This window comes from Streptomyces sp. NPDC093544 (genome assembly GCF_040683495.1).
GTDB lineage: Bacteria > Actinomycetota > Actinomycetes > Streptomycetales > Streptomycetaceae > Streptomyces.
On the sequence record NZ_JBFBEA010000017.1, the window covers coordinates 122,745 to 147,465 of the forward strand.

Annotated in this window: 25 protein-coding genes and 2 pseudogenes; 7 read left to right on the top strand and 20 right to left on the bottom strand. The window is 68.8% G+C overall.

All coding sequences use genetic code 11. From position 1 onward, the window contains the following. Window positions 1-35 precede the first annotated feature (35 nt). From AB0N66_RS25850 to hemL, 3 genes are all read right to left on the bottom strand, one after another. Window positions 36-1,313 (bottom strand): hypothetical protein, encoded by a 1,278-nt coding sequence (locus AB0N66_RS25850; RefSeq protein WP_365439271.1) that lies wholly within the window; start codon window positions 1,311-1,313, stop codon window positions 36-38. Window positions 1,314-1,522: 209 nt separating this feature from the next. Beyond that, a complete protein-coding gene (locus AB0N66_RS25855; protein WP_365439444.1) occupies window positions 1,523-2,170 on the bottom strand; it encodes a histidine phosphatase family protein in 648 nt (215 codons plus the stop codon). A gap of 137 nt (window positions 2,171-2,307) precedes the next feature. Continuing rightward, window positions 2,308-3,627, bottom strand: coding sequence for a glutamate-1-semialdehyde 2,1-aminomutase (gene hemL / locus AB0N66_RS25860; RefSeq protein WP_365439273.1), 1,320 nt, complete (start codon window positions 3,625-3,627; stop codon window positions 2,308-2,310). A 585-nt stretch (window positions 3,628-4,212) separates the two neighbouring features. On the opposite strand from hemL, the gene AB0N66_RS25865 reads away from it, so the two are divergent. After that, window positions 4,213-4,650: a hypothetical protein gene (locus AB0N66_RS25865; RefSeq protein WP_365439446.1), complete on the top strand. Its 438-nt coding sequence runs from the start codon at window positions 4,213-4,215 to the stop codon at window positions 4,648-4,650. 47 nt (window positions 4,651-4,697) lie between these two features. Here the strand turns inward: AB0N66_RS25865 and AB0N66_RS25870 are convergent. The 12 genes and pseudogenes from AB0N66_RS25870 to AB0N66_RS25925 all read right to left on the bottom strand — a co-directional run. Beyond that, a pseudogene (locus AB0N66_RS25870) lies at window positions 4,698-5,025 on the bottom strand (tyrosine-type recombinase/integrase); the annotation flags it as partial. A 422-nt stretch (window positions 5,026-5,447) separates the two neighbouring features. Further along, window positions 5,448-6,692, bottom strand: a complete 1,245-nt coding sequence (locus AB0N66_RS25875) for a serine hydrolase domain-containing protein (RefSeq protein WP_365439275.1) — start codon at window positions 6,690-6,692, stop codon at window positions 5,448-5,450. Between the two features lie 214 nt (window positions 6,693-6,906). Beyond that, entirely contained in the window at window positions 6,907-8,685 is a 1,779-nt protein-coding gene (locus AB0N66_RS25880) for an ABC transporter permease (RefSeq protein WP_365439277.1), read from the bottom strand. Between the two features lie 2 nt (window positions 8,686-8,687). Then, entirely contained in the window at window positions 8,688-9,506 is an 819-nt protein-coding gene (locus tag AB0N66_RS25885; protein ID WP_365439279.1) for an ABC transporter ATP-binding protein, read from the bottom strand. Further along, a complete protein-coding gene (locus AB0N66_RS25890) occupies window positions 9,503-10,045 on the bottom strand; it encodes a PadR family transcriptional regulator (protein ID WP_365439281.1) in 543 nt (180 codons plus the stop codon). Before AB0N66_RS25890 ends, AB0N66_RS25885 begins: the two co-directional genes overlap by 4 nt. A 289-nt stretch (window positions 10,046-10,334) precedes the next feature. Continuing rightward, window positions 10,335-11,135: an ABC transporter ATP-binding protein gene (locus AB0N66_RS25895; protein WP_365439283.1), complete on the bottom strand. Its 801-nt coding sequence runs from the start codon at window positions 11,133-11,135 to the stop codon at window positions 10,335-10,337. Between the two features lie 4 nt (window positions 11,136-11,139). Then, a complete protein-coding gene (locus AB0N66_RS25900; RefSeq protein ID WP_365439285.1) occupies window positions 11,140-12,105 on the bottom strand; it encodes an iron ABC transporter permease in 966 nt (321 codons plus the stop codon). Between the two features lie 58 nt (window positions 12,106-12,163). After that, window positions 12,164-13,204 carry an ABC transporter substrate-binding protein gene (locus tag AB0N66_RS25905; protein WP_365439287.1) on the bottom strand — a complete coding sequence of 347 codons (1,041 nt, stop codon included), beginning with the start codon at window positions 13,202-13,204 and terminating at the stop codon, window positions 12,164-12,166. Window positions 13,205-13,314: 110 nt separating this feature from the next. After that, window positions 13,315-14,391 (bottom strand): low specificity L-threonine aldolase, encoded by a 1,077-nt coding sequence (locus AB0N66_RS25910; RefSeq protein ID WP_365439291.1) that lies wholly within the window; start codon window positions 14,389-14,391, stop codon window positions 13,315-13,317. Window positions 14,392-14,718: 327 nt separating this feature from the next. Continuing rightward, a complete protein-coding gene (locus tag AB0N66_RS25915; protein WP_365439293.1) occupies window positions 14,719-15,294 on the bottom strand; it encodes a helix-turn-helix domain-containing protein in 576 nt (191 codons plus the stop codon). Continuing rightward, a complete protein-coding gene (locus AB0N66_RS25920) occupies window positions 15,294-16,073 on the bottom strand; it encodes a metal-dependent hydrolase (RefSeq protein WP_365439295.1) in 780 nt (259 codons plus the stop codon). Before AB0N66_RS25920 ends, AB0N66_RS25915 begins: the two co-directional genes overlap by 1 nt. 190 nt (window positions 16,074-16,263) lie before the next feature. Continuing rightward, window positions 16,264-16,812: a GNAT family protein gene (locus AB0N66_RS25925; protein WP_365439297.1), complete on the bottom strand. Its 549-nt coding sequence runs from the start codon at window positions 16,810-16,812 to the stop codon at window positions 16,264-16,266. Between the two features lie 412 nt (window positions 16,813-17,224). Here AB0N66_RS25925 and AB0N66_RS25930 point away from each other — a divergent pair, with 412 nt between their 5' ends. Continuing rightward, entirely contained in the window at window positions 17,225-17,371 is a 147-nt protein-coding gene (locus AB0N66_RS25930; RefSeq protein ID WP_365439299.1) for a hypothetical protein, read from the top strand. Window positions 17,372-17,594: 223 nt separating this feature from the next. Then, entirely contained in the window at window positions 17,595-18,347 is a 753-nt protein-coding gene (locus AB0N66_RS25935; protein ID WP_365439301.1) for a hypothetical protein, read from the top strand. Between the two features lie 185 nt (window positions 18,348-18,532). Here the strand turns inward: AB0N66_RS25935 and AB0N66_RS25940 are convergent, their stop codons facing one another. Further along, a complete protein-coding gene (locus tag AB0N66_RS25940; RefSeq protein WP_365439303.1) occupies window positions 18,533-18,916 on the bottom strand; it encodes a hypothetical protein in 384 nt (127 codons plus the stop codon). Window positions 18,917-18,995: 79 nt separating this feature from the next. Between AB0N66_RS25940 and AB0N66_RS25945 the strand changes: the two genes are divergently transcribed. The 3 genes from AB0N66_RS25945 to AB0N66_RS25955 all read left to right on the top strand — a co-directional run bounded on the left by AB0N66_RS25945 (window position 18,996) and on the right by AB0N66_RS25955 (window position 21,579). Then, on the top strand, window positions 18,996-20,273 hold the full coding sequence (locus AB0N66_RS25945; RefSeq protein WP_365439305.1) for a permease: 1,278 nt from the start codon (window positions 18,996-18,998) through the stop codon (window positions 20,271-20,273). A gap of 9 nt (window positions 20,274-20,282) precedes the next feature. Beyond that, window positions 20,283-20,978: a maleylpyruvate isomerase family mycothiol-dependent enzyme gene (locus tag AB0N66_RS25950; protein ID WP_365439307.1), complete on the top strand. Its 696-nt coding sequence runs from the start codon at window positions 20,283-20,285 to the stop codon at window positions 20,976-20,978. Window positions 20,979-21,039: 61 nt separating this feature from the next. Then, window positions 21,040-21,579 carry an NUDIX domain-containing protein gene (locus AB0N66_RS25955; RefSeq protein WP_365439308.1) on the top strand — a complete coding sequence of 180 codons (540 nt, stop codon included), beginning with the start codon at window positions 21,040-21,042 and terminating at the stop codon, window positions 21,577-21,579. Here AB0N66_RS25955 and AB0N66_RS25960 read toward each other — a convergent pair. Next, entirely contained in the window at window positions 21,576-21,794 is a 219-nt protein-coding gene (locus AB0N66_RS25960; protein ID WP_365439310.1) for an ATP-binding protein, read from the bottom strand. The genes AB0N66_RS25955 and AB0N66_RS25960 overlap by 4 nt on opposite strands. Window positions 21,795-21,868: 74 nt before the next feature. Here AB0N66_RS25960 and AB0N66_RS25965 point away from each other — a divergent pair. Next, a pseudogene (locus tag AB0N66_RS25965) lies at window positions 21,869-22,195 on the top strand (transposase); the annotation flags it as partial. 52 nt (window positions 22,196-22,247) lie between these two features. Here AB0N66_RS25965 and AB0N66_RS25970 read toward each other — a convergent pair. The 3 genes from AB0N66_RS25970 to AB0N66_RS25980 form a co-directional block, all read right to left on the bottom strand. Then, a complete protein-coding gene (locus AB0N66_RS25970) occupies window positions 22,248-22,985 on the bottom strand; it encodes a dienelactone hydrolase family protein (protein WP_365439312.1) in 738 nt (245 codons plus the stop codon). A 104-nt stretch (window positions 22,986-23,089) separates the two neighbouring features. Continuing rightward, on the bottom strand, window positions 23,090-23,428 hold the full coding sequence (locus AB0N66_RS25975; protein WP_365439314.1) for a MerR family transcriptional regulator: 339 nt from the start codon (window positions 23,426-23,428) through the stop codon (window positions 23,090-23,092). Window positions 23,429-24,066: 638 nt separating this feature from the next. After that, window positions 24,067-24,576: an ATP-binding protein gene (locus AB0N66_RS25980; RefSeq protein ID WP_365439316.1), complete on the bottom strand. Its 510-nt coding sequence runs from the start codon at window positions 24,574-24,576 to the stop codon at window positions 24,067-24,069. Window positions 24,577-24,721: the final 145 nt, after the last annotated feature.

Here is a 24,721-nt window from a genome sequence, read left to right on the forward strand (position 1 = left end):
CTTGCGCGCCCCCCTTGCGGGCGCAAACCCGCATTTCAGGCGGCCTTTTCGGACCCCTTGGCGGACTGTGTCCCGACTTCGCCGAGGAGGGCCTTCCAGCCGCCGGCCGGCTCCTGCCCCACGTCCAGCGACTGGAGCCCGGCAAGCACCTCGGGCTTCTGCACGTCCAGCCAGTCCACGAACTCCCGGAAGGAGACCAGGCGTACGTCCTCGCCCTTCTCCTTCTCCCGCGCGATGTACTTGAAGGCGTTCTCGACGGCATCCATGTAGATGCCGCCGTTCCACTCCTCGAAGTGGTTGCCGACGAAGAAGGGGGCGCGGTTTGTCTCGTACGCCCGCTTGAATCCGGAGATGTAGGACTGGGTCGCCTGGGTGCGCCAGGCCGGGTAGTTGTAGGCGGGGGCGCGGGTCGTGTTGATCGACTGGTTCGCGAGGATGTTGTAGTCCATCGAGAGCACTTCGAAGGTGTGCCCCGGGAAGGGCATCGCCTGGAGGGGCAGATCCCACAGGCCTTGGCTCTGCTGCGGCCAGCGCTGGACTCCGCCGGGCGAGGAGGCATCGTAGCGCCAGCCGAGTTTCCTGGCGGTGGGCAGCAGGTTGCTCTGGCCGAGCAGACACGGGGTGCGGCCGCCGATGAGTTCCTTCTCGTAGTCGAAGGGCAGCGCGGGCAGATCGGTCCAGCCGCTGTTGGTCCGCCACTCCTTGACGAAGGACTTCGCCTGGTCGATCTCGCTGCGCCACTGCGCGGACGTCCAGTTGGCGACGGTTCCGGTGCCGGCGCAGAAGTGGCCGTTGAAGTGCGTGCCGATCTCATGGCCTTCGAGCCAGGCCTGCCGGACGAGTTTCAGCGTCGTCCTGATGTGGTCGTCGGTGAGATAACCGATGTCGGAGGCGCCCTTGGGATTGTTGGGCGGCGAGTACATGCGCTTCTTCGACTCGGGGAGCAGATAGAGCCCGGAGAGAAAGAAGGTCATGTGGGCGTCGTGGTCCTTGGCGAGTTCGAGGAAGCGGGAGAAGAGCCCGGTCCCGACCTCTCCCGCACCGTCCCAGGAGAAGATCACGAACTGCGGTGGGGTCTCGCCGGGTTCGAGCGGCACCGGCTGTGCGGGCTGCCCCGGCTGCTTCCCCGTAAAGGCGGTGGAGCCGTCGCCGAGGGGACGTACGGGGTTCTTCGGAGCCCCCGGCTGCCCACTCCTGGAACCGCCACCCTGCCCCGCACCCTCTTGCGGTGCGGTACCGCAGGCCGCAAGTCCCAGCGCGGCCGTGGCACCGGCGCCCAGACCGATCATTCCCCTGCGACTGATGTCCCGCATTCCGTCCCCGTCTCCTCGCGCCCTCTTGGCCGGCTCCGGCCGACACCTCATGAGAGGGCGCGAGGAAGACAGGGGTTCCGCCAAACTCGCGCACATTTAGCTGTTTTTACGAAAATACGCTCAGATGGCAGGAATCCATACGCTATGTAACGGGGCGTACGCCTTGCGGGTATAAGTACGCACACCTCCCGCTGGAGCGCCAGAGGGGCTTACGCACCGAACGCCTTGTCCTTCCCCTTCACCGGCTTGGCGCCCGCGAGGAGATGGGCGGGGACGAGATCGCGTGCGGGCTCGGTGTAACCGACGGACACGATCTTGTCGCCGCGGTAGGTGAAGGTCGTCAGGGACGCCAGCGTGCACTGCCGCTTGCGCGGGTCGTGCCACAGCCGCCGCCGCTCCACGAAGGACCGCACGATCCAGATGGGCAACTGGTGCGAGACACACACCGCTTCATGCCCACGGGCCGCGTCCTTGGCGGCGTCCAGCGCCCCCATCATCCGTACGACCTGATCCACGTACGGCTCACCCCAGGACGGCCTGAAGGGGTTGACGAGGTACTTCCAGTTCTCGGGGCGCCGCAGCGCTCCGTCCCCGACCCCGAAGGTCTTGCCCTGGAAGATGTTCTCGGCCTCGATCAGCCGCCCGTCGGTCGACAGGTCGAGCCCGTGCGCCTTGGCGATGGGCGTCGCGGTCTCCTGCGCCCGCTCCAGCGGCGAGGCGACGACATGCGTGACGTCCCGCGACGAGAGGTGCTCGGCGACCCGGTCGGCCATCTGCCGCCCGAGCTCGGAGAGGTGGTACCCGGCCAGCCGCCCGTAGAGGACGCCGTCCGGGTTGGCGACCTCACCATGCCGCATCAGGTGTACGACGGTGATGTCATCGGCCTTGTCGACGGCGCCACTGCCCGCGTTGCCGCGGGTGTTGCCGCCGATGTTGATGCCGGTGCTGTTGTCGACGTTGCCGCCGGCGCTGTTGCCGCTGTTGTTGTCGGAACTCATGCCGCTGCCGCCTCCGCTGCCGCCCGTGCCGCCGCCGGAAGGGCGTCGGCGATCCGCTGAATCGCCCGGTCGTCGTGGGCGGTGGAGACGAACCAGGACTCGAACGACGACGGCGGCAGGTACACGCCCTGCGCCAGCATCGACTGGAAGAACGCGGTGTACCGGAAGGATTCCTGCGCCTTCGCGTCGTCGTAGTCGCGCACCTCTCGCCCGGTGAAGAAGACGGAGAACATGCTGGAGGCGTTCTGCAGCCGGTGGGCCACGCCTTCCTTGCTCAGCGCGTCCGTGACGAGGGTACGGATCTGCTCGCTCACCGCGTCGATCTTCTCGTACGCGGCGTCGTCGAGCAGCCGCAGCTGGGCGAGCCCGGCAGCGGTGGCGACTGGGTTCCCGGACAGTGTGCCCGCCTGGTACACCGGCCCGGCGGGCGCCAGGTGGCCCATGACATCGGCCCGCCCACCGAAGGCGGCGGCCGGGAAGCCGCCGCCCATGACCTTGCCGAAGGTCATGAGGTCGGGCTTGACCCCGTCGATGCCGTACCAGCCGGCCTTGCTGGTCCGGAACCCGGTCATCACCTCGTCGGAGACGAAGAGTGCGCCGTTCTTCGCGCAGGCGTCCTTGAGTCCTTGGTTGAACCCGGGCCGCGGCGGCACGACGCCCATGTTCCCGGGCGAGGCCTCGGTGATCACGCAGGCGATCTCACCGGGGTGCGCGTGGAAGGCGGCGTGCACGGCTTCGAGGTCGTTGTAGGGGAGGACGATGGTGTCGCCGGCCTGGGCCCCGGTGACGCCGGGGGTGTCGGGCAGCGCGAACGTGGCCAGCCCGCTCCCCGCCGCGGCGAGCAGCGAGTCGACGTGACCGTGATAACACCCGGCGAACTTGATCACCTTCGCCCGTCGGGTGAAGCCGCGTGCGAGACGGATGGCGGACATGGTCGCTTCGGTCCCGCTGGAGACCAGCCGGACCTGCTCGACGGGCTCGACGCGGGCGACGATCTCCTCGGCGAGAGTGACCTCGCCCTCGCCGGGCGTACCGAAGGACGTACCTCGGGAGACGGCGTCCTGGATCGCGGCGATGACATCGGGCTGAGAATGCCCGAGAATCATCGGCCCCCAGGAGCAGACGAGGTCGACATACTCCCTCCCGTCCGCGTCGGTCAGGTAGGGACCGTTACCGGACACCATGAACCGGGGCGTACCGCCCACGGCACGGAACGCGCGCACAGGAGAGTTCACGCCACCTGGCGTGACAACGGCCGCACGGTCGAACAGCGACTGCGAGGCTGGGGCTTCATAGGGATAAGGAAGTTCGGTCATGACCTGCGACGTCTCCGACTCCGGGGGGCTAGTGACCTACTCAGGGTAGGCCAGCGGCTTCCGGCCGCCGCGGGCACGAGAGCGCGGCACCGCGGGCACGTCATGGACACCTGAGTAGAGGTCCCGTGAACGCAGGCGCCTCGCCCCACGTACGGAAGATCCCAGCCATCGCACAGGCAGCGGGCCCATGCTCGGTACGACAAACGGGCTGCGGCCTCCGGCCATCTGCGAAACTGGGACCTGGTACGGACAGCTCACATGAACGATGGTGTTCAGAGGCCGCGAAGATCCTGCGGACAGGTGTTTCAGCGCACGTTTCGGCGTGCGGCCGTGGGGGAGGTCACTGTCACGATGATCGGGTTGCGTGGCGGGGGTCGCGCGCCTTGGAAAAGCAGTCGGGTGGAGAATATGCATCGCGGTGGCGGACTGGGCGAGGGGACCGATGACCTCGGTCCTCGGCGTGCCCGCGGGGGAAAGCACCGACGCGAGGCGGAGGAAGCGGCCGGGGCCAGAGCCGGACAGGACCCCGAGCGTGCCGACCGCAGGATCGAGCGGCTGGCGGCAGGGAGCGGGAATGGTGGCCGGGTGGGGGTGACGTACAAATACTTCGGCGCGCCCGACGGTGCGACGGCAGCCCGGGTCCCGATCTCCATGCGCCCCGAAGAACTCGGCGGCGACGAGCTCGGGATGAACGGCATGTTCACCAAGATCAAGCCGGAAACCATGGCAGCCATGGTCCTCACCGGTATAGAAGGCGTCCCCCTCCACAAAGTGCCCCCACTCGAACTCGTCGTACTCCACCCCGACTACGCCGTGGTCAAGCTCCCCATGACCGTCGTCGACCCACTTCGAGGGATAGGCGAGGAGCAGGTCGGCGCGGCAGCCTTCATCTGGTCGACGGTTCCGGACCGGGGCGGCCCGCGGGACGCGTTCAATGTGTACCAACTGCTGCACGAGTGGCAGGACTTCAGCCATCGGCTGCATGAGGCGGGGCATCAGCCTTATTGTCTCGTTTGGCCGTGAGTTGGGGATTTGGTGGTAGCGGGCGGGGTCTTCGGGCCTCGCCTTTTTCATGTCCTCGGAGGGGCCGACAGGCGGCCAGAGCACATTGGTTTTGCTGGGGGCACTGAAGTGCCCCTGGTCGGCGGGCAGGTCGTCCTCGTCTTCCGCCTCGGCTTCCGTGAAGGCGTCATCGATCGCCGTGCAGGTGCGGGTCGCGCTGGACGGCAGCAGGTGCGTGTACGTCCGCAGCGTGAAGCCCGGGTCCGAGTGGCCGAGGTACTCGGAGAGCGCCTTGATGCTCTCCCCCGCGTCCAGGAGTACGGAGGCGTAGGCGTGCCGGAGGGCGTGCATGCCGTCTTCCGGAGCCGCCTGGAGGTAGCGCGCGCCGCGCTCGCGAGCAGGTCCCGCAGCGGTACCAGGCTCACCCGAGCGGGGACGGAGCCGGCCCGACCGCCCGGCAACATGATCATCCACACCCACGGCACCGTCCCGTAGACGATGCCGACCTCGGCCAGCGACATCCGCCACACCCACGCCGGGGTGGTGGCTGTGGCCCGCCGACGCAGTGCCACAGCCACCACCGCCAGCGCGGCCAACGGCAGTGCGCCCACCGTGATCAGTGCCACCCCATTGAACGTGCCGAACCAGCCGTGCCACCCCTTGATCACGCTTCCTCCGCTTCCGCCCGACCGCGGAATCCACCCGCAGGTCAGCACGATCCCTTCGATATCCCCACAGGTGTGCCGGTTGTCCGGCGGTGCCCCGCACCGTGCTGGACGCGGTGGAGTTCCCGAAGGCCGGCCGGCGCCGGGGCGATGTCAGTGCCGGCCGGTGACGGCCTGCACCTCCTGCTGGCTGATCTCCTGAAGCGGCAGGCCGTCGTAGTTGCTGAGGACGACGCCGACCCAGCCGGTGTACGGGTAGATGTTCCAGCTGGCGCAGCTGCCGGGGTTGGCGCCGGCGCGCCCGAACACCCACTGTCCATTGACGATGTGGACCGGCATGTCGTAAGCGCCGAACGACGAGTCGGCGGTGGCCGCCAGGCCGCCCTGGGCCTGTCCATGGGGGATCTTGGCCCCGGTGAGCAGATCGGCGTAGGGCCGGTCCAGCACCGTGCCGTTGCCCAGCCCTTGTGCGAACCGGACCAGATCCGGTGCGGTGGCGAAGCCGCCGTCCCCGGGGGCGTCGATGAAGCTGCGGCCTGGGTTCTTGCCCAGTTCGTACGGGTACGGGCTGCCCTCGTTCAGATTGCGGACCGCGTCCACCCGGCTGCCGTCGGCCAGCGTCATGTACGAGTGCGCGATGTGCTCGTCGGTGAGCCACTGCGGCCTGGTGTAGAACGCGGTGCCGGTCATGCCGCAGCGCTCGAAGATGTTTTCCTGCACGTAGTCCCAGTACGTCTTGCCGGTCACGGCCTCCACGATCTGCGCGGGGATGACGACCTCGGCACCGGAGTGGTCGGTGGGAGTGCCGGGGGTGGCCACCAGCGTCGACTGCCGGGCCCACTGCTCGTAGAACTCGTGCACCTCCTCCCGGCTCTGGAAGATGCGTTGCAGGTCCTCCGCCGGGGTGTTCAGCCCGGATGTGCCCGAGAGCAGGTGGTGGATGGTCACCTGTTCGGCGATCTCCTTGGCGAAGCCCGTCAGGAAAGTGCCCACCGTGTCCGACAGCTTCACCGCGCCTTGCTGCACCAACTGCAAGATGGCCACCGCGCCGAACGGCTTGCCCGCCGAGCTGAGGTTGAACGCGATGCCCTCGTGGTTGCGGATCCCCTTTTCCTTGTCGGCCATGCCGTAGCTGCGGGACAGCACCGTCCGGCCCCGGTGCGACAGCAGCACCACGCCGGAGAACTTGTCCTGGGCGGCCAGTTCTGCCAGGTACCGGTCGTAGGCTCCGCCGGGCAAGGTGTCCGGAGGGATGTCGGGGTCGGTCGGGGCCGGGTCCGCGTGGCCGGGCTGGGCGCCCACCAGCGGCACGCCGGCCGCCACCGCGCAGACAGCCGCCAGCCCGCCCCACCTGAGCAGCCACCGCCGGTCGTTACCACGTACGAAATCCGAATCCATGACCGCGACCCTTTCCCGATCGACATACCGACCCGTACGCCACCCAGATACGGATGCGCTGTGGTCCATGCCTCCACTGAAGACCCAGGACTGTTGCGGCGGCGTATGCGATCTTCGATACGCCCGCGATACACCCTGGCCTGTTCGCGGTGACAGCACCGCCGACAGACCGGGCCCGGTGAAGGGCCCGGTGAAGGGCCCGGTGAAGGGCCCGTCAGGCAGGTTCGGCGTTGAGGGAGCGTCCGGCAGGGCTGCGTGTGTGGGCCCACGCGGGCAGGGCGGTCAGTGCTCCGACTGCCAGCAGGATGACGAGTGCGGCGGTGAGCAGCCACGCTCCCGGGGGCATGGTCTGTGTGCCGAAGAACCAGTACAGGCCGAGCCCGGCCGGAATACCCGCCGCCACTCCGGGCACGGCGGGCAGAAGCTGTGCAACGCAGAGCGCGGCAACGACCTGGCCCGGTGTGGCGCCGAGAGTGCGGGCGACGGACAGGGCGCGCCGGGCCTGCACGGCGGTGCTCAAGCCGAGGAGCACGGTGTTGAGCATGGACATCGCCACCAGCGCGAACGTGACGGCGAGCAGCACCTGACCTGTCTGGTCGGCCCGTACCTCGATGGGGCCGAACTGCGTGGAGTCGGGCCGCGCGGCGAGTTCGATGTGCCAGGTCAGCAGGGCGGTGACCATGAGCGTGGTGGCGGCCACTCCGGCGCAGGCCAGCACGGCGCGGCCGGGCCGACGTGCGAGCAGCCGGGTGCCGAGTAGCAGCGACGTGGGCAGATACGCCGTTACGGCATGGAGGCGCGGGCGTCGCGTGAGGAGATGTGCGGGGTCGGTCAGGGCGTTGACGGTACTGGCACGGGCCGCGCGCAGGGCAGGGCGAAACGCGCCCGTCACCGCGACGACGACGGCGAGGAGGACCGCGGCGAAGACGGTGCCGAAGTCCGGAGGACCGACGGTGTTGAGCAGCCCGGCGCTGGGGTCGACCAGGCGGGGCGCGACAAGCGCCCCGGCGGTCAGGCCGATCGCGGTGGCCAGGAGGGTGAGCAGCAGGTACTGCGTGAGCAGGGCGGCGGTGACGGTGGCAGGTCCGGCGCCGATGGCCTTGAGCAATGCGGCCCGCCGGTTGTCCCGGGCGGCGCGTGCTGTCGCGAGTGCGGCGAGGGTGACGATCGCGGCGACAGCGAGCAGCCAGCCGCCGACGACCAGGGCGGGCTGGATGTCCCTGATCATGGCCTTGTCGGTCAGCAGGACGCCCTGCCAGTCATGGGCGTTGACCCAGCCGTCGGCCTCGTTCCAGTCGGCAAACGCGGTGTCCATCCAGTGCTGCGTCGCGGTGGGATCGTCCAGCTTCAAATAGATCAGGTGGACTCCCGCGTCCTCGCCCGCGGCCTCGCGGGTGTCTGCTGAGGTGAGCCACATCCTGCCGCCGAAGTCGGAGGTTCCGGGCCCCTGCGCGTTGTCGCTCCACGGATACACCGAGGTGGCCGCGCTGATCGCGGTTCCGACGACTGGATAGTCGCGTCCGCTGACGGTGACGTGGTCACCGACGCTCACGCCGAGTGCTTTCGCGAAGCCGCGTTCGAGCACCGCGCCGCCGGGCCGTACCCAGGTGCCCGACGTCACCAGCGGCTGGTCGACTGCGGCATCTTGAGAGGTGTCGCGCCCTTCGACCGCGGAATGCGCGCTCTTGCCGTGGGCCTTGATGTACGTGTCGAACGCGAAGACGGGGTCGGCCTGCTCGGTCACACCGGGCGTGTCCGCGAGGCTCGCGGACACGCCGGACGGATCGTCGGCCGTCGTGACGGCGATGATGTCGGGTCCCGCAGTGGCTGCGCGAGTCTTCTCGTACCCGATGTCGACGGCGTTACTGGTCGTAAGGCCGAGGGTCAGGCTCGTGCTTGCGATGGTGACGGCGAGCAGGAAGACGACGGCCTCGCCGGGGCGGCGGCGCATGTCGCGCAGTACCAGGCGCCCTATCAGGAGCAGGTGTCCCACCGTCAGTTCTCCCAGTTCAAGAGAGCGCCGAGCCTTTCGGTGCCGGCGCCGTGGCCGTCCAGGCGGGTGTCCTCGTCCAATGTCCCGTCGCGCAGGGAGACGATGCGGTCGGCGGTGGCGGCGACGCGCTCGTCATGGGTGACCATGACCAAGGTCTGGCGAGCGGCGCGCAGCTCGTGGAAGAGCCGGAGGATGTCGTGGGTGCAGGCGCTGTCGAGGTTTCCGGTGGGCTCGTCGGCGAGGACGACCAGCGGCTTGTTGACCAGGGCGCGGGCGATGGCGATCCGCTGCCGCTGCCCGCCGGACAGCTGCGAGGGCAGATGCCGGGCCCGGTCGGCGAGTCCGACCTGGTCGAGGAGTTCGTCGGCGCGACGGCGGGCGGTGCGGGGCGAGGCGCCGGCGAGCAGCGCGGGCAGCTCGACGTTCTCCGCTGCGGTCAACTCGTCGACCAGGTGGTAGGCCTGGAAGACGAACCCGAGGGAGCTGCGCCGCAGCCGGGCGAGCTCCCGCTCGCCGAGGTCGTCGATGCGCCGTCCTCCGAGCCACACCTCGCCCTCGGTGGGCCGGTCGAGGCCGCCCAGTAGCTGGAGCAGCGTGGACTTGCCACAGCCGCTGGGCCCGGTTACGGCGAGCATCTGCCCGGCGGGGACTTCGAGGTGGACCCCGTCGACGGCCCATATCGCGCTCTCGTCCTCGCCGTACACGCGCGCCAGGCCGACCGCCCGCAGCGCCGGCCCGGCCGCCTCACCGGGCCGGCGCGCTTCCACGCTGTCGTCCGTACCGCGCCGCCGCGACCGGCTCCACTTGCTGTCTCTTGTCATCCGTTTCCTCTGCCTTTCCTCCGCGTCGTGCGGCCGGACCAGGCCCGCTCGCACACCTCCAACCAGCGCAGATCAGCCTGTAGCCGGAGCGCGACGCCCTCCAGCAGCAGCCCGGCCTCCGAACCCCTATCGCGAGCGAGGGCAGCATGCTGGGCTTCGGCGAGGCTGCTCATCAGCTCTCGTCGGCGCGCGTTCACGAGCGCGAGCGGATCGGCTGTGCCGGACTCGCGGGCGGCCACCAGCTTCAGATGGAACTCCGTCACGTCCGCCCGGGGCCCGGTGCTCTCGGTCATCCACGCGACCACCCGCTCGTGGCCGGCCGCGGTCGGCGCGAATACCTTGCGTTTCGGGCCACGCAGCGCCGCTTCCTCGCGCACTTGGACGACCAGGCCCGCCTTTTCGAGCCGGGTGAGCGTGACATAGACCTGCCCCGCGTTCAGCGTCTCTCCGAGCGGCCCGAGTGCCGTTGCCAGGCGCCTGCGCAGGTCGTAACCGTGCAACGGCTCTTTGACCAGTAGCGCCAGCACCACGTCCTGCACGAATCACCCTCCTCAACGACCCACAATAGATAGCGGTTATCCAAAAGAGGCGTCAACCGGGTCTGCAAAGTTGAGGGGTGCAGAGATGTCCACGGGCCCGGCGGGTAGTCACGCAGCGTGTCCGTAGGCGTTGGCTGTCGGAGGTGCGGAAGCCGAAGGCGGCGCGGGCGCGAGCTTGATCACGCGGTTGATTCAGCCACCGGTCGCACGAGGCGGGGCATCAGCCTGATTGCCTTGCCTGGCCGTGAGTTGGAGATCTGCCGGCAGCGGGCGGGGTCTTCGGGCCCTCCTACGCGGTCTCCGGCACGGCATCCGTGTCCGCGAGAGGTTGCGCCGCGTAGGTGATGCGGATGACGCCGTCGGCGTGCCGCTCGGTGTTCACATGGACGCCGAAGACCTCGGCGAGGATCTGCGGGGTCAGTACCTCCAGGACGGGTCCCGCCGCGACCACCGCTCCCTCGTGCAGGACGACCAGTTGGTCGCAGAGCCGGGCGGCGAGGTCGAGGTCGTGCAGGACCGCGAGCGTGGTGATCCCGGTGGCACGGATGAGGTCCAGCAGTTCGAACCGGGCGCGGATGTCGAGGTGGTTGGTGAGTTCGTCCAGGACCAGGAGCCGAGGGCCCTGGGCCAACGCCCTTGCGAGCAGGACGCGTTGGCATTCGCCTCCGGAGAGGGAGGTGTAGTCGCGGTCCGCGAAGGGCCGTACGCCGCAGCGGTCGATGGCGTCCGACACGGCCAGGTGGTCCTCGGTGCCGTCACGCCCCAACAGGCCGTGGTGAGGCGCCCGTCCGAGGGCGACGATCTCGGTGACGCTCAGGCCGGTGGTGTTGCCGCCGGTGTCCTGGAGGACGGCGGCAGTGCGGCGGGCCGCGGCGCGGGCGGACAACGCCCATACGTCATCGTCTCCGACCCTGACGACTCCTTCCGCCGGGCGCAGTGAGCGGTAGACGGCGCGCAGCAGGGTCGACTTGCCGCTGCCGTTGGGGCCGACGAGTCCGACGATGTCGCCCTTGCGCGCGTCGAGGCTCACGTCGTGCAGGATCGGGGTGTGGTCCAGGGTGATGTGGAGCTGGTCGACGGTGAGTTTCATGCTGTCAGTCCAGGCCCTTGTTGTGGCGCAGCAGCCAGAGGAAGAAGGGGGCGCCGAGGAGGGCGGTGAGGATGCCCAGCGGCAGTTCGTTGGGGCGGTCGAGAGTGCGGGAGAGCAGGTCGACGAGGACCAGGTAGACGGCTCCCAGCAGGGCGGTCAAGGGCAGGAGCCTGCGGTGGTCGGCGCCGATCGTCAGGCGCACCAGGTGCGGGATCATCAGGCCGACGAAGCCGATACCGCCGGAGACGGCGACGACCGTGCCGGTGAGCAGCGCGCTGAGGACCAGCAGGACGGCGCGCAGCCGATTGACGTCGACACCGAGCGCGGTGGCGGACTCGTCGCCGGCCAGCAGGACGTTGAGAGGCCGGCCGAAGAGAGTGAGGAGCACGGTGGTGACCAGCACCACCACGGTCACGGTGGGAATCTGGTCCCACTGCGCTCCCGCGACGCTGCCCAGCATCCAGAGCATGACCGTCCGCAACTCCGTCGGCGTCGCCTGGAGTTGAACGTAGCTGGTCGCCGAGAGGAAGACGTAGCCCACGGCCACGCCCGCCAGCACCAGCCGGGTCGGTGCCAGTCTGCCCCGCCGCTGACCGAGCGTGAAGACCAGCGCGCCGGCCGCGACCGCCCCGAGGAAGGCCGCCGCGGACACCCCGAGTCCGGCCAGCGCCGCACCGCCGCCCACGGTGATGACGAGGACCGCGCCCAGCGTCGCGCCGTAGGAGAAGCCGAGGACGGTGGGATCGGCGAGCGCGTTGGAGACCACCGTCTGGAGCACCGCGCCGGACACGGCGAGCCCCGCTCCGACCAGGGCGGCCAGCACCACCCGCGGAGTGCGGAAGTTCCAGACGATCTGGTCGAGCGCGGGATCGCTCGGCGGCGTCCCTGCGCCGGTGACGTGGTGGAGGACGATCGCCCACACGTCACCGAGCGGGATGTTGACGGCGCCGATGCTGATCGCCACGATCATGGTCGCGAGAGCAGCGCGACCGGCAGGAGCGTGAAGGCCAGCGGGACCCTGATCCGGCTCAGAAGGCGTCCGGGTGCAGGGACTTGGCGATCTTCTCCACGGCCAGGTCGTTGCTGGGGCCGAGGTACATCGAGTCGGACACCGTCACATACGTGTTGTTCCTGGCGGCCGGCCACTGGGGGAACTCCTTCAGCAGTTTCTCGGCGTAGGCCGCCGGGTCAGGGTCGTTGTAGGCGATGACGACGACCGCATCGACGTCGGTGGCGGCCACCGTCTCCTTGCTCAGGTCGGCGAAGGTGGTCCCGGAGGCGTTCTCGAAGGCGTTGGAGGCGCCGGCCTTGGCGAGAATGTCGTTGATGATGCCCTTTGCGACGACCGAGCTGAAGTCATTGCTGCCCATCGACATGTTGGAGAAGAGCACCATGACCTTGGGGGTCTCCTTCTCCCCCTTGACCTTCGCCGAGACCGCCGCGATGTTCTTCTCGGAGGCGGCGATCAACTTCTCGGCCCTCTCACTGACGTTGAAGATCTTTCCCATGTCGCGCAGCAGTTGGTAGCTGTCGGCGACGGTCATCTTCGAAGGGTCGTCGTCGCAACCCTGCGGGGAGACATAGCTGTTGGCGCCCACCTGCTTCAACTGCTCACGGGTGGCGAAGCCGTTCTTCTCGTCGAAGCCGTACGTGGTGACGGACAGGACGAGGTCGGGGCGCAGGCCGAACATGGTCTCGCGGGGGATGTCGTAGGCCTCGTTGAGTTGTACGTCACCGGTGGGCAGTTTCCTGATGGCCTCGGCGCGGCCCGGCACCTCGGACATGCCGTACGACTGCTGGTTGGCGACGATCTTGTCCTGTAGGCCGAGGGAGAGAAGGGTGGAGACCTCGGCGACGGAGGCCCCGTTCATCACGACGACCCGGTCGGGTGCCTTCTCGAACGTCTCCTTCTCACCGCAGTTGTCCAGGGTCACCGGGTAGCCGGACTTCGATGCGGCGGCCCCGGTGGTGCTGCCGCTCGCCGTGACCTCGGACGAGGAGCCGCACGCCGCCGTGAGCAGACAGAGCGCCGCGGCCAGAGCGGTGGCGACCGGCCGGTACATCGACATGCGGGCTCCTTGCGTACGGACTGCGCTGACGTTCCGGTACAGCAGTCGGCATGCAGTGGCTCTGAGTTCCCGGCGATCACCGGTTTTCCGTGCGGACCGGCACATCGAGGTCAGCGGGTGTGGCGGCGTACCGCGTCGAGGAGTTGGTCGATGTCGTCGGCGTTGTGGGAGAAGGCGGTGACGAACCGGACGATTCCCGGTTCCCAGCGGTCGTGGTAGAAGGCGTAGCCCTCGGCCAGTAGTCCTTCGGTGACGTGCTGGGGCAGGCGGCAGAAAAGGATGTTGGCCTGCGGTGTGGCCAGCAGGCCGGCGTCGGGGATGGTCTTGAGGCCGTCGCCGAGGCGGGTGGCCATCGCGTTGGCCTGGCGGGCGTTGTGCAGCCACAGGCCGTCGGTGAGGTACGCGTCGATCTGGGCCGTGTGGAAGCGCATCTTGGAGGCGAGTTGGCCGGCGCGCTTGGCGCGGAAAGCGAGCTCGGTGGCGAGTGCGGGGTCGAAGGAGACGATGGCGTCGGCCGTCATCGCGCCGTTCTTGGTGGCGCCGAAGGACAGGACGTCGATGCCGGCCTTCCAGGTCATCTCGGCCGCGGTGACGCCGAGATGGAGCAGGGCGTTGGCGAAACGCGCGCCGTCCATGTGGACGCGCAGCCCCGCCTCCTTGGCGATGGCTGACAGGCGACGGATCTCGTCCAGCGTGTAGACGCTGCCGCTCTCGGTGGCCTGGCTGATGCTCACCACGGACGGCTGCACGCTGTGCACGTCACCGGCCCGGCGCCGCACCGCCGCCCGCAGCGCTTCGGGGTCCATCTTGCTGTCGGGGCCCGGTACGCCGACGAGCTTGGCGCCGCCTGTGAAGAACTCCGGAGCGCCGCATTCGTCGGTGTTGATGTGGCTGCCGGGGTGCGAGAGCACGCTGCCCCACGGCGGGGTGAGAGCGGCCAGGCTCAGGCCGTTGGCGGCGGACCCGGTGGAGACCGGGAAGAGATCGACGTCCCGCTCGAAGATCTCGCCGAGCCTGCGGCGGGCGCTGTCGGTGAAGGGGTCGTTGCCGTACGGCAGAACCTGCCCGGCGACCGCGTCGGCGACGGCCTGGGCTATCTGCGGGGAGGCTCCGGCCATGTTGTCGCTGATGAAGGCGCGGCCGGAGGGGGTGGTGGGGATGGGGGCGGCGGCGGTAGGGGTCGTCATGAGGGGGCTTCCTTGGTCTCAGGGGCTGGGTCGCAGGCGCTGGGTTTCAGGTGCCGGGTTTCAGGTGCCGGGGCGGAGGTGCTGGGGCGGAGGTGCCGGGGTGCAGACGCCGGGTGCCAGGGCGGAGGCGCCAGGTGCCAGGTGCCAGGGCGCAGACGTCGAGCCTCAGGCGCGGGCTTCAGGCGCCGGGCCTCAGGCGCGGGCTTCAGGCGCGGGCTTCAGGCGCCGGGCCTCAGGTTCTCGGCCTCGGGTCTCGGCCTCAGGCACCCGACCTCAGGTCTCGGCCTCAGGCACCCGACCTCAGGTCTCGGCCTCAGGCACCCGACCTCAGGTACTGATGGGCGAAGCGAAGACAACAGTGACGTCCACTTCCTCCGCCCCCGTGCGATAGAAGTGCGGGGCGTCTCCTGCGAAGGCGAGCATGTCGCCGGGGCCCAACTCCTGCGGGGCGTCGACGGGGCCCGCGGTGAAGTGCCCGGTGGCGACGAGCAGGTGCTCGATCGTGCCGGTGGCGTGCGGGACGCCGGGCAACTCCGTCTCGGGCGGAATGCGCAGCCGCCAGATCTCCAGGCTGTTGCCGCTGCTGATACGGCGCAGCAGTTCGCGGGAGACCTCGCCGGGCTCGACGTCCGTGGCCGGCCGGAAGACCGGCCCGGTTTCGGCGTCACGCGCCAGCAGGTCGGCGATCGGGATGCGCAGGGCGATCGCGATCGCGTCCAGGGTGTCGATCGTCGGATTGCCGTTGCCGGCCTCCAGTTGGGACAGCGTGGCCTTGCTCAGCCCGGCGCGCCGGGCCATCTCGGCGGCGCTCATGCCACGTTGCTGACGGCGCAGCCGAATCTTCGCGCCGACCGCGGCCGCGGTACTGCTCACCGGCTGACGGCCGGACGGAGGGGGCGTCATCAACGGCTCCCGTGCGTTGTGGTGTCCGACGCGTGGATTGCGTTGCCGGACAAGTGAGTTGCGGCGTACGACACATGACTCGCGGCATACGACACGCGGATACGGCCCTTCTTGACCTTCAGCGTCGGCAGCACGACGTCGGCCAGGTCGCCGAGGCCGCGCACGTGTGTGCCCCCGCACGGCGCGGCGTGCAGCGCGTCCAGGTGCACCACGCGCCGCCCGTCGGCGAGGCTCCGTGCGAAGACCGGTAGATCGTCGGCGACCGCGGCGGCCACGGCGGCGCGCAGCGCGGCGGTCACCTCCTCCCGCCCTTCCGGGTCGGCCAGCCGCGCGTCCGCCTGGGGCGCCTGGAACTCGATGCGTGCCTGACCGGGGAAATGGTTGCTGCCGACCATGTCCCACCCCTGCGCCCGCCCGACCGCTTCGACGAGGTGTCCGGCCGTGTGCAGCGCGGCGTGCGCTGTCCGGGTCGGGAGGTCGATCCGGGCTCGCACCTGCTGCCCCTCAGTGAGCGAGAGAAGGCCCTCGGGTGCCATCGCCACGACCAGCCCCGACTCGCGGTCCCGGACCGGGACGATCTCCGTGTCCTCCAGCCACCCCAGGTCGGCGGGCTGCCCCCCGCCCTGCGGATGGAACAGACAGTGCTCGACGGCCGCCCATGGCGCCCCGTCCCTCTCACCGACTGCGATCACCCGCGTATCGACCTGCTCCAGGTATGTGTCATCGAGGTAGACGCTGACCTGTCCGCCCACCCGAGAAGCCTCGATTGAATGAACCATGCGTTCACCATACCGAACCCCTGAAGAATCAGTGAACCTCACGTTCGTTTTACTGAACGATCCCGATCGAGGGAAGGTGATCGCCGGTCACCGATGTGGGGTCCACGATCCTCACGCCGTGTCACACAACGGTCTTGCGCGCCCCTCGTTCTCGCCCCCGCGACCAGCCCTTGGAAGATCTTCTACGGCGTCACGCGGGGTTCGCCCACTCCTCGCGAAGCATCCCGAAGAGCACGCGGTCGTAGCGCTCTCCCTCCATCAGCACCGCCGACCGACGGCGGCCTTCCTCACGGAAGCCCAGCCTGGTGAAGGCGCGCACGGCGCGCTCGTTGCCGCTCCACGTGTCCAACTCCAGCCGGCTCAGGGAGTACGCGCCGAACAGATGGCCCACGAGCAGCCGCAACGCGTCGCTGCCATGGCCGCGACCCCAGAACTCTCGCTCGCCGATGGTGACTCCCAGTGTGGCCACTCCGGCGTGCGGGTCCAGGTCCCGATAGTCGGCCATGCCTATCACCCTTCCACCTGCCAGATCCTCGACCGTGAACACGGCCGACTCCCTCGGGATCAGGCGCAGCATGGTGTCGAAGCCGAGCCCGATCGCCTCTGCCGTGACCGGGCCGAAAGACGGATCGCCGGCCGCCGCCCAGCGCACCACTTCCGGGTCGTTGCGCCACCGAAGATGATGCTCCGCGTCTTCGGAGCGCAGCGCACGGAGCCTTACCAAACTTCCTTCGAACATTGCGCAACCCTAATCGATCACAGAACCGCTCAAGGCCGGCGATCCATACGCGGATGTCCTCAAGACGTTTGCATCAATAGTCAATCAGGCCAGGCGGTCGCACCGACCCTTGGAATTGATTGTCCAGGCTGATGTGCGTGGCCTATTCGGGGCGGCTTTATCGATACGTGGGGCCCGTTGAGCTGCTGGACATGGTCCGGCCCGGAGCCGAGGGGCAGGCTGCGCCGGCGGAGATGCCGTTCGCAGCGCGGGCGAGATCAGTTTCTGCCGCAAATCCACCACCAGCCGGTGGACGCTCGACGAGGTCAGTAACCAGTCAACCGGATACTGCCCGGACATCGACTCGTGGCAGTCGGTCGCGGAGGCATCGGAGCAGGCGGGGATCGAGCACCCAACCGCGTTCACCCACGAAGTGGAGTTCCGGCACTGCCCCGACTGCCAGGAACTCAGCATCGTCCGCGAGAACTACTTCGTGTGCGTTTTCTGCGGCAGCGAACTCCCGTTGGGCTGGAACGTCGACCTGGCCGGCGAGCCTTGCGAGGAGAAGGGACATGGATAGCCACATGCCGGGCCCGAAAGATCTCGTTCCGAGAGGGTCTCGACCTCATCGCTCGTGAGATCTCGCCGACTCGGGTCACCTGGGAATGACGACGGGAGCAACGGAAGCAGGGGTACCCATCTCGCACTCGTACGCGTACTCCGCGAAGAGGATGCCGAGACGGTCCGTTGGGGCCCGCTAGGCCCTCTCGTTCGGATCTTGCGAGGCTTGTCATACTTCCCGAATGGAGACGCAAGCCATGGCGAGGGCGCGGCGTTGGCTGGCGGATCAGGGCGTCAGCCAAGTGCGCGACGGGTGGCTGAGCACCGAGGTACCGGACGTGCTGCTCACGGCTGGCCAAGTGGCGCACTCCTGGGCCGGCGACGTGTTCGCCGAAGACGTGCAGGCAACCGACCAGGTACGGCTGGCCTTTGGGCTGCTGGATCTCCTCGACGAATACTGGGTGACGTGCGAGATCCGGTTCGCGAACAAGAGCGCGGAGGGCCCCCTGCCGGCTGACGTGCTGTGGGACGGCTACCGCCAGCGGTTGGAGGCGGCCAGGGACGCCGAGGCTCTCACCTACTCGCTCTGGGTCGACTGGTTCGAGGACCGTGACACTGCCGCGACGGCCTTCGCCGAAGTGCTCGGCAATGACATCGACCAAGTGGTCGCCGAACCTTCCGAAGCCCTGCTTCGCCGAGCCCGTCGGGTTCTGGAGTGTTCGGGTCCGGTGCCCTGGCCGGTGAAGGAACCGACTTACCGCACCTCCGTGCGGCTCCCCGCCCTGCACCCGGCCCTCTTCAAGGGCCTCCGGGCGAGCTACCACGACGTTTACGGCGACCTGGAGCCGGCTGCCGCGCTGGCCCTCCTCGACCAGCTGGATCTACCGGCGGGCACCCAGCACCTCGCAGAATTGCGCCGCGTGCTCGTCGAAGGGCACAAAAACCACTACCGCAGTCCTCGCGCCTGGGACGATGCGATTCGCTCCTGCTCCTGACTGGCCTTCTGTGTGCGCGGCAGACCAACGGAAAATGCCCGCGACGGGGACTCCGACCAGGTAGATGGTCGTCGGCCAGGTGCGCACGCACGCGGACCTTCTTGTACGACGTACCGCGCGGCCACGCGCCTTCCGCGCCCCGGCGACGTACTCCTGCCGGGACTGCCGGGAGGCGGCCTGGTGCCTCAGCCAACCGGCTCCGTCTTCGGGGCGTCCGCGCTCTCCTCGGTGAAGGCCATCTCGGGCGGTGGGACCCGGAACAGCCGGGTGAGGTAAGCCAGATACACCACACCGAGGCCGAGCCAGATCAGCCCGAGGGTGAGTGCCCTGCCGTCGAGGTGGGCCAGCAACCAGACGCAGACTCCGGCACCGATCACGGGTGCGGCGACATGGACCAGCGGGCTGGGGTGCCGGCCGGCGGCGCGTTCGCGCATGTACGTGGCGATGACGGCGAGGTTGACGAATGTGAACGCGGTGAACGCGCCGAAGTTGATGAACGACGTGGACGTGGCGACGTCGAGGCGCAGCGCGATCAGGCCGACGGCGCCGGTGAGCCGGCAGCGAATCACGCCTCCATCTCCCGCCAGGACATACCCCTAGGGGGATACTCGCCGGAGGCAACCGCCACCTCGGGAAGGGTGCATCTCCGTGGACGCCATCGGGCATGCTTTGTCCATCACCGGGTCGATGACCTGGGAGATCGCCTGGGCGCTGATCCTCGGCTTCACGCTCTCCGCCGTCGTGCAGGCCGTGGTGCGCCGCGCCACCGTCGTACGGCTCCTCGGCAACGACAGGCCGCGCACCCTCGTCGTGTCCGCCGGGCTCGGGGCGGCCTCGTCCTCCTGCTCGTACGCCGCCGTGGCCCTCGCCCGCTCGCTCTTCCGCAAGGGCGCGGACTTCACCGCGGCGATGGCCTTCGAGATCGCCTCCACCAACCTGGTGATCGAACTCGGCGTGATCCTGGCGCTGTTGATGGGCTGGCAGTTCACGGTGGCCGAGTTCGTCGGCGGCCCGATCATGATCGTCGTCATCGCCGTGCTGTTCCGGGTCTTCCTGCGCGAGCGGCTCCTGCGCCAGGCCCGCGAGCAGGCCGAGCGCGGGCTGGCCGGGTCCATGGAGGGCCACGCGGCGATGGACATGTCCGTGGGAGGTGAGGGCGGCTTCGCGCGCCGACTGTTCTCGCGGGACGGTTTTACGTCCGTGTCGCACATCTTCGTCATGGAGTGGGCGGCCATCCTGCGCGACCTGGTGGCCGGGCTCCTGATCGCCGGGGCGATCGCCGCCTGGGTGCCGGACGACTTCTGGCAGGCGTTCTTCCTGACGGACCATCCGCTCGCCGCCAAGCTCGTCGGGCCGCTCATCGGGCCACTCGTGGCAATCGCGACGTTCGTCTGCTCCATCGGCAACGTGCCGCTCGCGGTGGTGCTGTGGAAGGGCGGGATCAGTTTCGGCGGGGTGATCGCCTTCATCTTCGCCGACCTTCTGATCCTCCCGATCCTGAACATCTACCGGAAGTACTACGGCGCCCGGATGGCCACCTTCCTCCTGGTCACGTTCTTCACGGCGATGGCCGTCGCCGGATACATCGTCGAGTTCGCCTTCGGCGGCCTGGGACTGATTCCGGACCAGGCCGACGCGACGATCCCGGAGGAAGGGATCACCTGGAACTACACGACCTGGCTCAACATCGTCTTCCTGCTGCTGGCGGCGTCCATGCTCGTACGGTTCTGGCGCACCGGCGGCCTGATGATGATGCGAATGATGGGCGGCTCACCCGACCAGCCCGACCAGTCCAATCAGTCCGACCAGCCCGACCAGCCTGACCAGCCTGACCAGTCCAATCAGCCCGATCAGCCCGATCAGCCGGACCCACCCCACCATCCCCACCATCCCCGCCACCCCCACCATCCCGATCGATCGGGATAGGTTCGCGGTATGGATTCCGCGTCTCTACTCCTCCATCTGCGCCGCGAGTTGGACGGTTTTCGGGCCTGCCTGGACGGCGATCCAGCCGCACGGGTCGAGCACTGCGGGGACTGGACGCTGTACGACCTGGCGAACCATCTGGGCGGCCAGAACCTGTGGGCGGCCGCCGCTGTCACCGAGGGGAACGGTGACTTCAGAGCGGCGGCGGCGCCTCCGGAACCGGCGGCGCTGGGGCGGTGGTTCGACGACACGTCCGAGACCCTGCTCGCGGCCCTGGACGCCGATCCGTCCACCGCGGCCTGGACGTTCCATCCGCCGCACACGGTCGGGTTCTGGCAACGACGGCGTTGCATGGAAACGCTCGTGCACAGGTGGGACGCCGAGAACGCCCTCGGGGCACCCGGGCCGCTCAACGCGGAGCTGGTCGACGACGGGGTGTCCGAGGTCTTCGACACCATGGCCCTGCGGATGATCGCGCGTGGCCGGGCGATCCCGCCCACGGTCGCGCTCCGGCTCGAAGCCACGGACACCGGGTCGACCTGGACGTACGGTCCGGGAGACCCGGTCGCCGTACTCTCCGGCACCGCGGAGAACCTCCTGCTGACACTGTGGGGGCGGCGGCTGCCGCGAACCGATGACGCACTGGCATGGGAAGGTGATCGCCGAGCCGGGCAGGCGGTGTTGGACGGTCCGCTGGTGCCCTGACGCGACCGCCGGCCCCGGCCACCCACGCCGTACGACAGGGCGGCCCCGACCGCACCTGGCCATGCTGTCGCCCATCCCGCCCGCCGAAGGGATCACCGTGGCTCAGCCGAAGACCGACGACCAGCCCAATGCTCTCAAGCCCGCCCTCGCAGCCATGACCGTGCTGACCGCCGCCGTCATCGTCCACGACCGGGCCACCAACCGCGTCGTCCTCCTCCAGCGTGGTGAGAACGCCAAGTTCGGCCGGGGCATGTGGGATCTCCCCCTAGGCAAGAGCGAACCCGGCGAGCCGATCACCGGGACCGCCGTGCGCGAGCTGTATGAGGAGACGGGCGTGACGGTGAGACCGGAGGCATTGAAGGTCGCTCACATCATCCACGGCGCATTCGGGGCCGAAGCACCCAACGGCTTCCTCACCGTCGTCTTCGCCGCCCACGAATGGAGCGGCGAACCAGAGAACCGCGAGCCGCTCAAGCACGCCCAGGTGCGCTGGACCGACATCGGCGCCATCCCCGATCCCTTCGTGAAATCCAGCGCCGTCGCTCTCCGCCGATACCTCGCCGCGGACCGGCCCGAAGTCTCGCTGCACGGCTGGACTTAGGACCTGTCCGGCAGGTCCGCCGCGATCTCCGCCCACACCGTCTTCCCGATGGGCGTACGGGGCACTGTCCCCCAGCGCGCGGCGAGCACCGCCACCAGGAGCAGGCCTCGACCGGACTCATCCTCCGGCCCCGCGACTGTTTCCGAGCCGAACCGGGGTTGGCACGTGGACGCGTCCGCAACCTCGATACGGATCAGCCGAGTTCGTACGTCCATGGTGACCCGGAGGTGGACGTCCCGTCCGGGCACCCGACGCGAACGCGGACCAGACGGCCAGGTACGCACGCGGACCAACCATCGTCTGGGCCGACTTGGCCTACGCGGGCACCCTTGTGGCCTGGGCCAAGTCCTTCCTCCACCTCACGATCAAGACCGTGAGCAGGCCCAAGGGCGCCAAGGGCTTCGTGATCCTGCCGAGGCGTTGGGTGGTAGAGAGGTCACTGGCTCAGTTGTCGCATGCGCGTCGGAACGTGCGCGACTACGAGACCCGACCTGAGCACTCCGAGGCGATGCTCACCCTCGCCTCGATCACGCTTATGACCCGCAGGCTCACCCGGCCCGCCGTCCAGCCCAACGCATCCATGACCCGATCTGCCGAACCCGTCCACGCTGGTTGAGGCGTCCCAGGCATGACGCCGACCAAGCCTGGGGCCAGCATGTTTGCCTGGGTCATGCCCCCAGCTCCTCCGTCACAGGCAGACACTCGGAGAGCAGGTCGACGACGTCGCGCCAGGCTCGCTGCGCGTGCCGCGGGTGGTAGCCGACGCCGGGGACCACGGGGTGGTCGACCGGCGGATGGTGGAAGGCGTGCAAGGCGCCGCCGTAGACCGCCAGGCGCCAGTCGACGCCCGCGGCCTGCATCTCAGCGGTGAACGCCTTGCGTTGCGCGGGCGGCATGATCGGGTCTTCCGACCCGACCCCGGCCCACACCGGGCAGCGAATGCGCGCCGCCTCGCCCGGTCGGCCCGTGGTCAGCGCGTTGACTGTCCCGATGGCGCGCAGGTTGACGCCGTCGCGCCCGAGTTCCAGCCCGACGGCGCCCCCGGTGCCGTAGCCGACGGCGGCGATCCGGTCGGAATCGGTCCGCGGTTCGTTGCGCAACACGTCGAGCGCCGCATGACCGATGCCCCGCATCCGGTCGGGATCAGAGAGCAGTGGCATGCAACGGGCCAGCATCTCCTCGGGGTCACCCAAATAGCGCCCGCCGTGAAGGTCGAAGGCCAGCGCTACGTATCCCAGCTCGGCGAGAGCATCGGCCCGGCGGCGCTCGACGTCGCTGAGCCCCATGCCCTCTGGCCCGAGCAGCACCGCTGGCCGGCGGTCGACACCGGCCGGGAGCGCGAGGTGCCCGATCATCGTCAGACCGTCGGCCGGGTACTCGACCGTACGCGTCGTAATCGTCGTCATGAGACTGGACTTTAGTGATCGTCGAGCCCGGTTCGGCCGCTGTTCTGCCGTTGGCAGAGGAGCGCGGGTATCCCCCTGAAATACGACGAGGGCTCACAAGAACCTCAGGCCGCGGCCGTTGGGTTCGCTGATTCGGCGGCGCGGCGATGTTCGGCGTTGATGCGCTGGGCCTCTTCGAGCTGGTCTTCGAGGATGACGATGCGGCAGGCGGCCTCGATGGGGGTTCCGTGGTCGACGAGTTCCCGGGCCCGGGCGGCGATGCGCAGTTGGTAGCGGGAGTAGCGGCGGTGTCCGCCTGCCGAGCGGAGCGGGGTGATGAGGCGGGCTTCGCCGATGGCGCGGAGGAAGCCCTGGGTGGTGCCGAGCATCTCGGCGGCCCGGCCCATCGTGTAGGCGGGGTAGTCGTCGTCATCGAGACGGCCGTAGGAGTCGTCTGCTGTCATTGCACCTCTCTGCGGAACGCGTGGAGGGGCCCCGGTGCCGTATGGCACCAGGGCCCCGAAGGAACTGCTACACCATCTGCCGGCCCTGGTACTGCGCCGGCCTTCTGTTTCCGCGCACCCGACCGAGATTCTGTCGGGGGTGCGGGGATCGCGGTTGCTCGACCGGAGACCACCTCACTATCGATGTCCTGCGGTACCCGGGCTCAACACTTACGCCCGGGCGATCCTGACGGCGCTCGGCCCCTCCGTTCTTCCCTCTGGATCAATCACTTACCAAGCGGAGACGGCGTACTGCTGGGTATTGCGAACTGCACCTACGGTTACTGCCGCCGCGTCAACCGCGGTCCTGCTCACGGCGGCCCCTGATCACCTCGGGCCACCCGGTCCGGTCGTCAGTCCCGTCGCCGTCCTGCAACAACCCTGGCTTCGGAACTCCACCACCGCACCGTCCTACGCACTGCGACTGCATGTACTGCTGCCCGGCAGTTCGTGTCTGCCAGGCCCTGCTGTCTCTCTGGGCTACGAGAGAAACCATAACCAGGACACCGCCCAATGTCTACTCCGGCCAACATAGATTTCCGTGCGTCCAGCAGTGGGGTAATCGACCTCGAACAGCGACGCAGACAGGGGCGAGGCCGTCACGGCCTGCACGGTTCGCACGGTTCGCACGGCCCGGGGTAGCCGCATGCGCCTTCCGGCGGGTCCGCCACGACCTCCGCCCACACCGTCTTCCCGACGGGCGTACGGGGCACCGTCCCCCAGCGCACGGCGAGCACCGCCACCAGGAGCAGGCCTCGACCGGACTCGTCCTCCGGCCCCGCGACTGTTTCCGATCCGAACCGGGGTTGGCGCGTGGAGGCGTCCCCAACCTCGATACGGATCAGCCGAGTTCGTGCGTCCATGGCGAGCCGGAGGTGGAAGTCCCGTCCGGGCAACCGGCCGTGCTGTACGGCGTTGGTGGCCAGTTCGGCGACGAGCAGCGAGACCGTCGCGGACGTGTCCGATGTCGACGGATAGCCCCACTCGGCCATGCGGCGCACCGTCAGCTGCCGGGCGAGCCGGGCGCCTCGGGGTGACGACGTGAACTGCATGGCGAACAGGGGACCCCCGGTCGCCTCCGCGGGTTCCTTCGACACAGTGCCGTCCATCGCATCCCTCTCGTAGCCGCAAGCACGACCCGCAGTGTGTGCGCGTCGTGACGTTCCGTACACAAGGGTCGTCATGCGGGCCTACGCTCAAAAGGTGATCGAGCCTTACCGTTCGGACCGTAAGGAATGGATGTAGCGCCTTGGC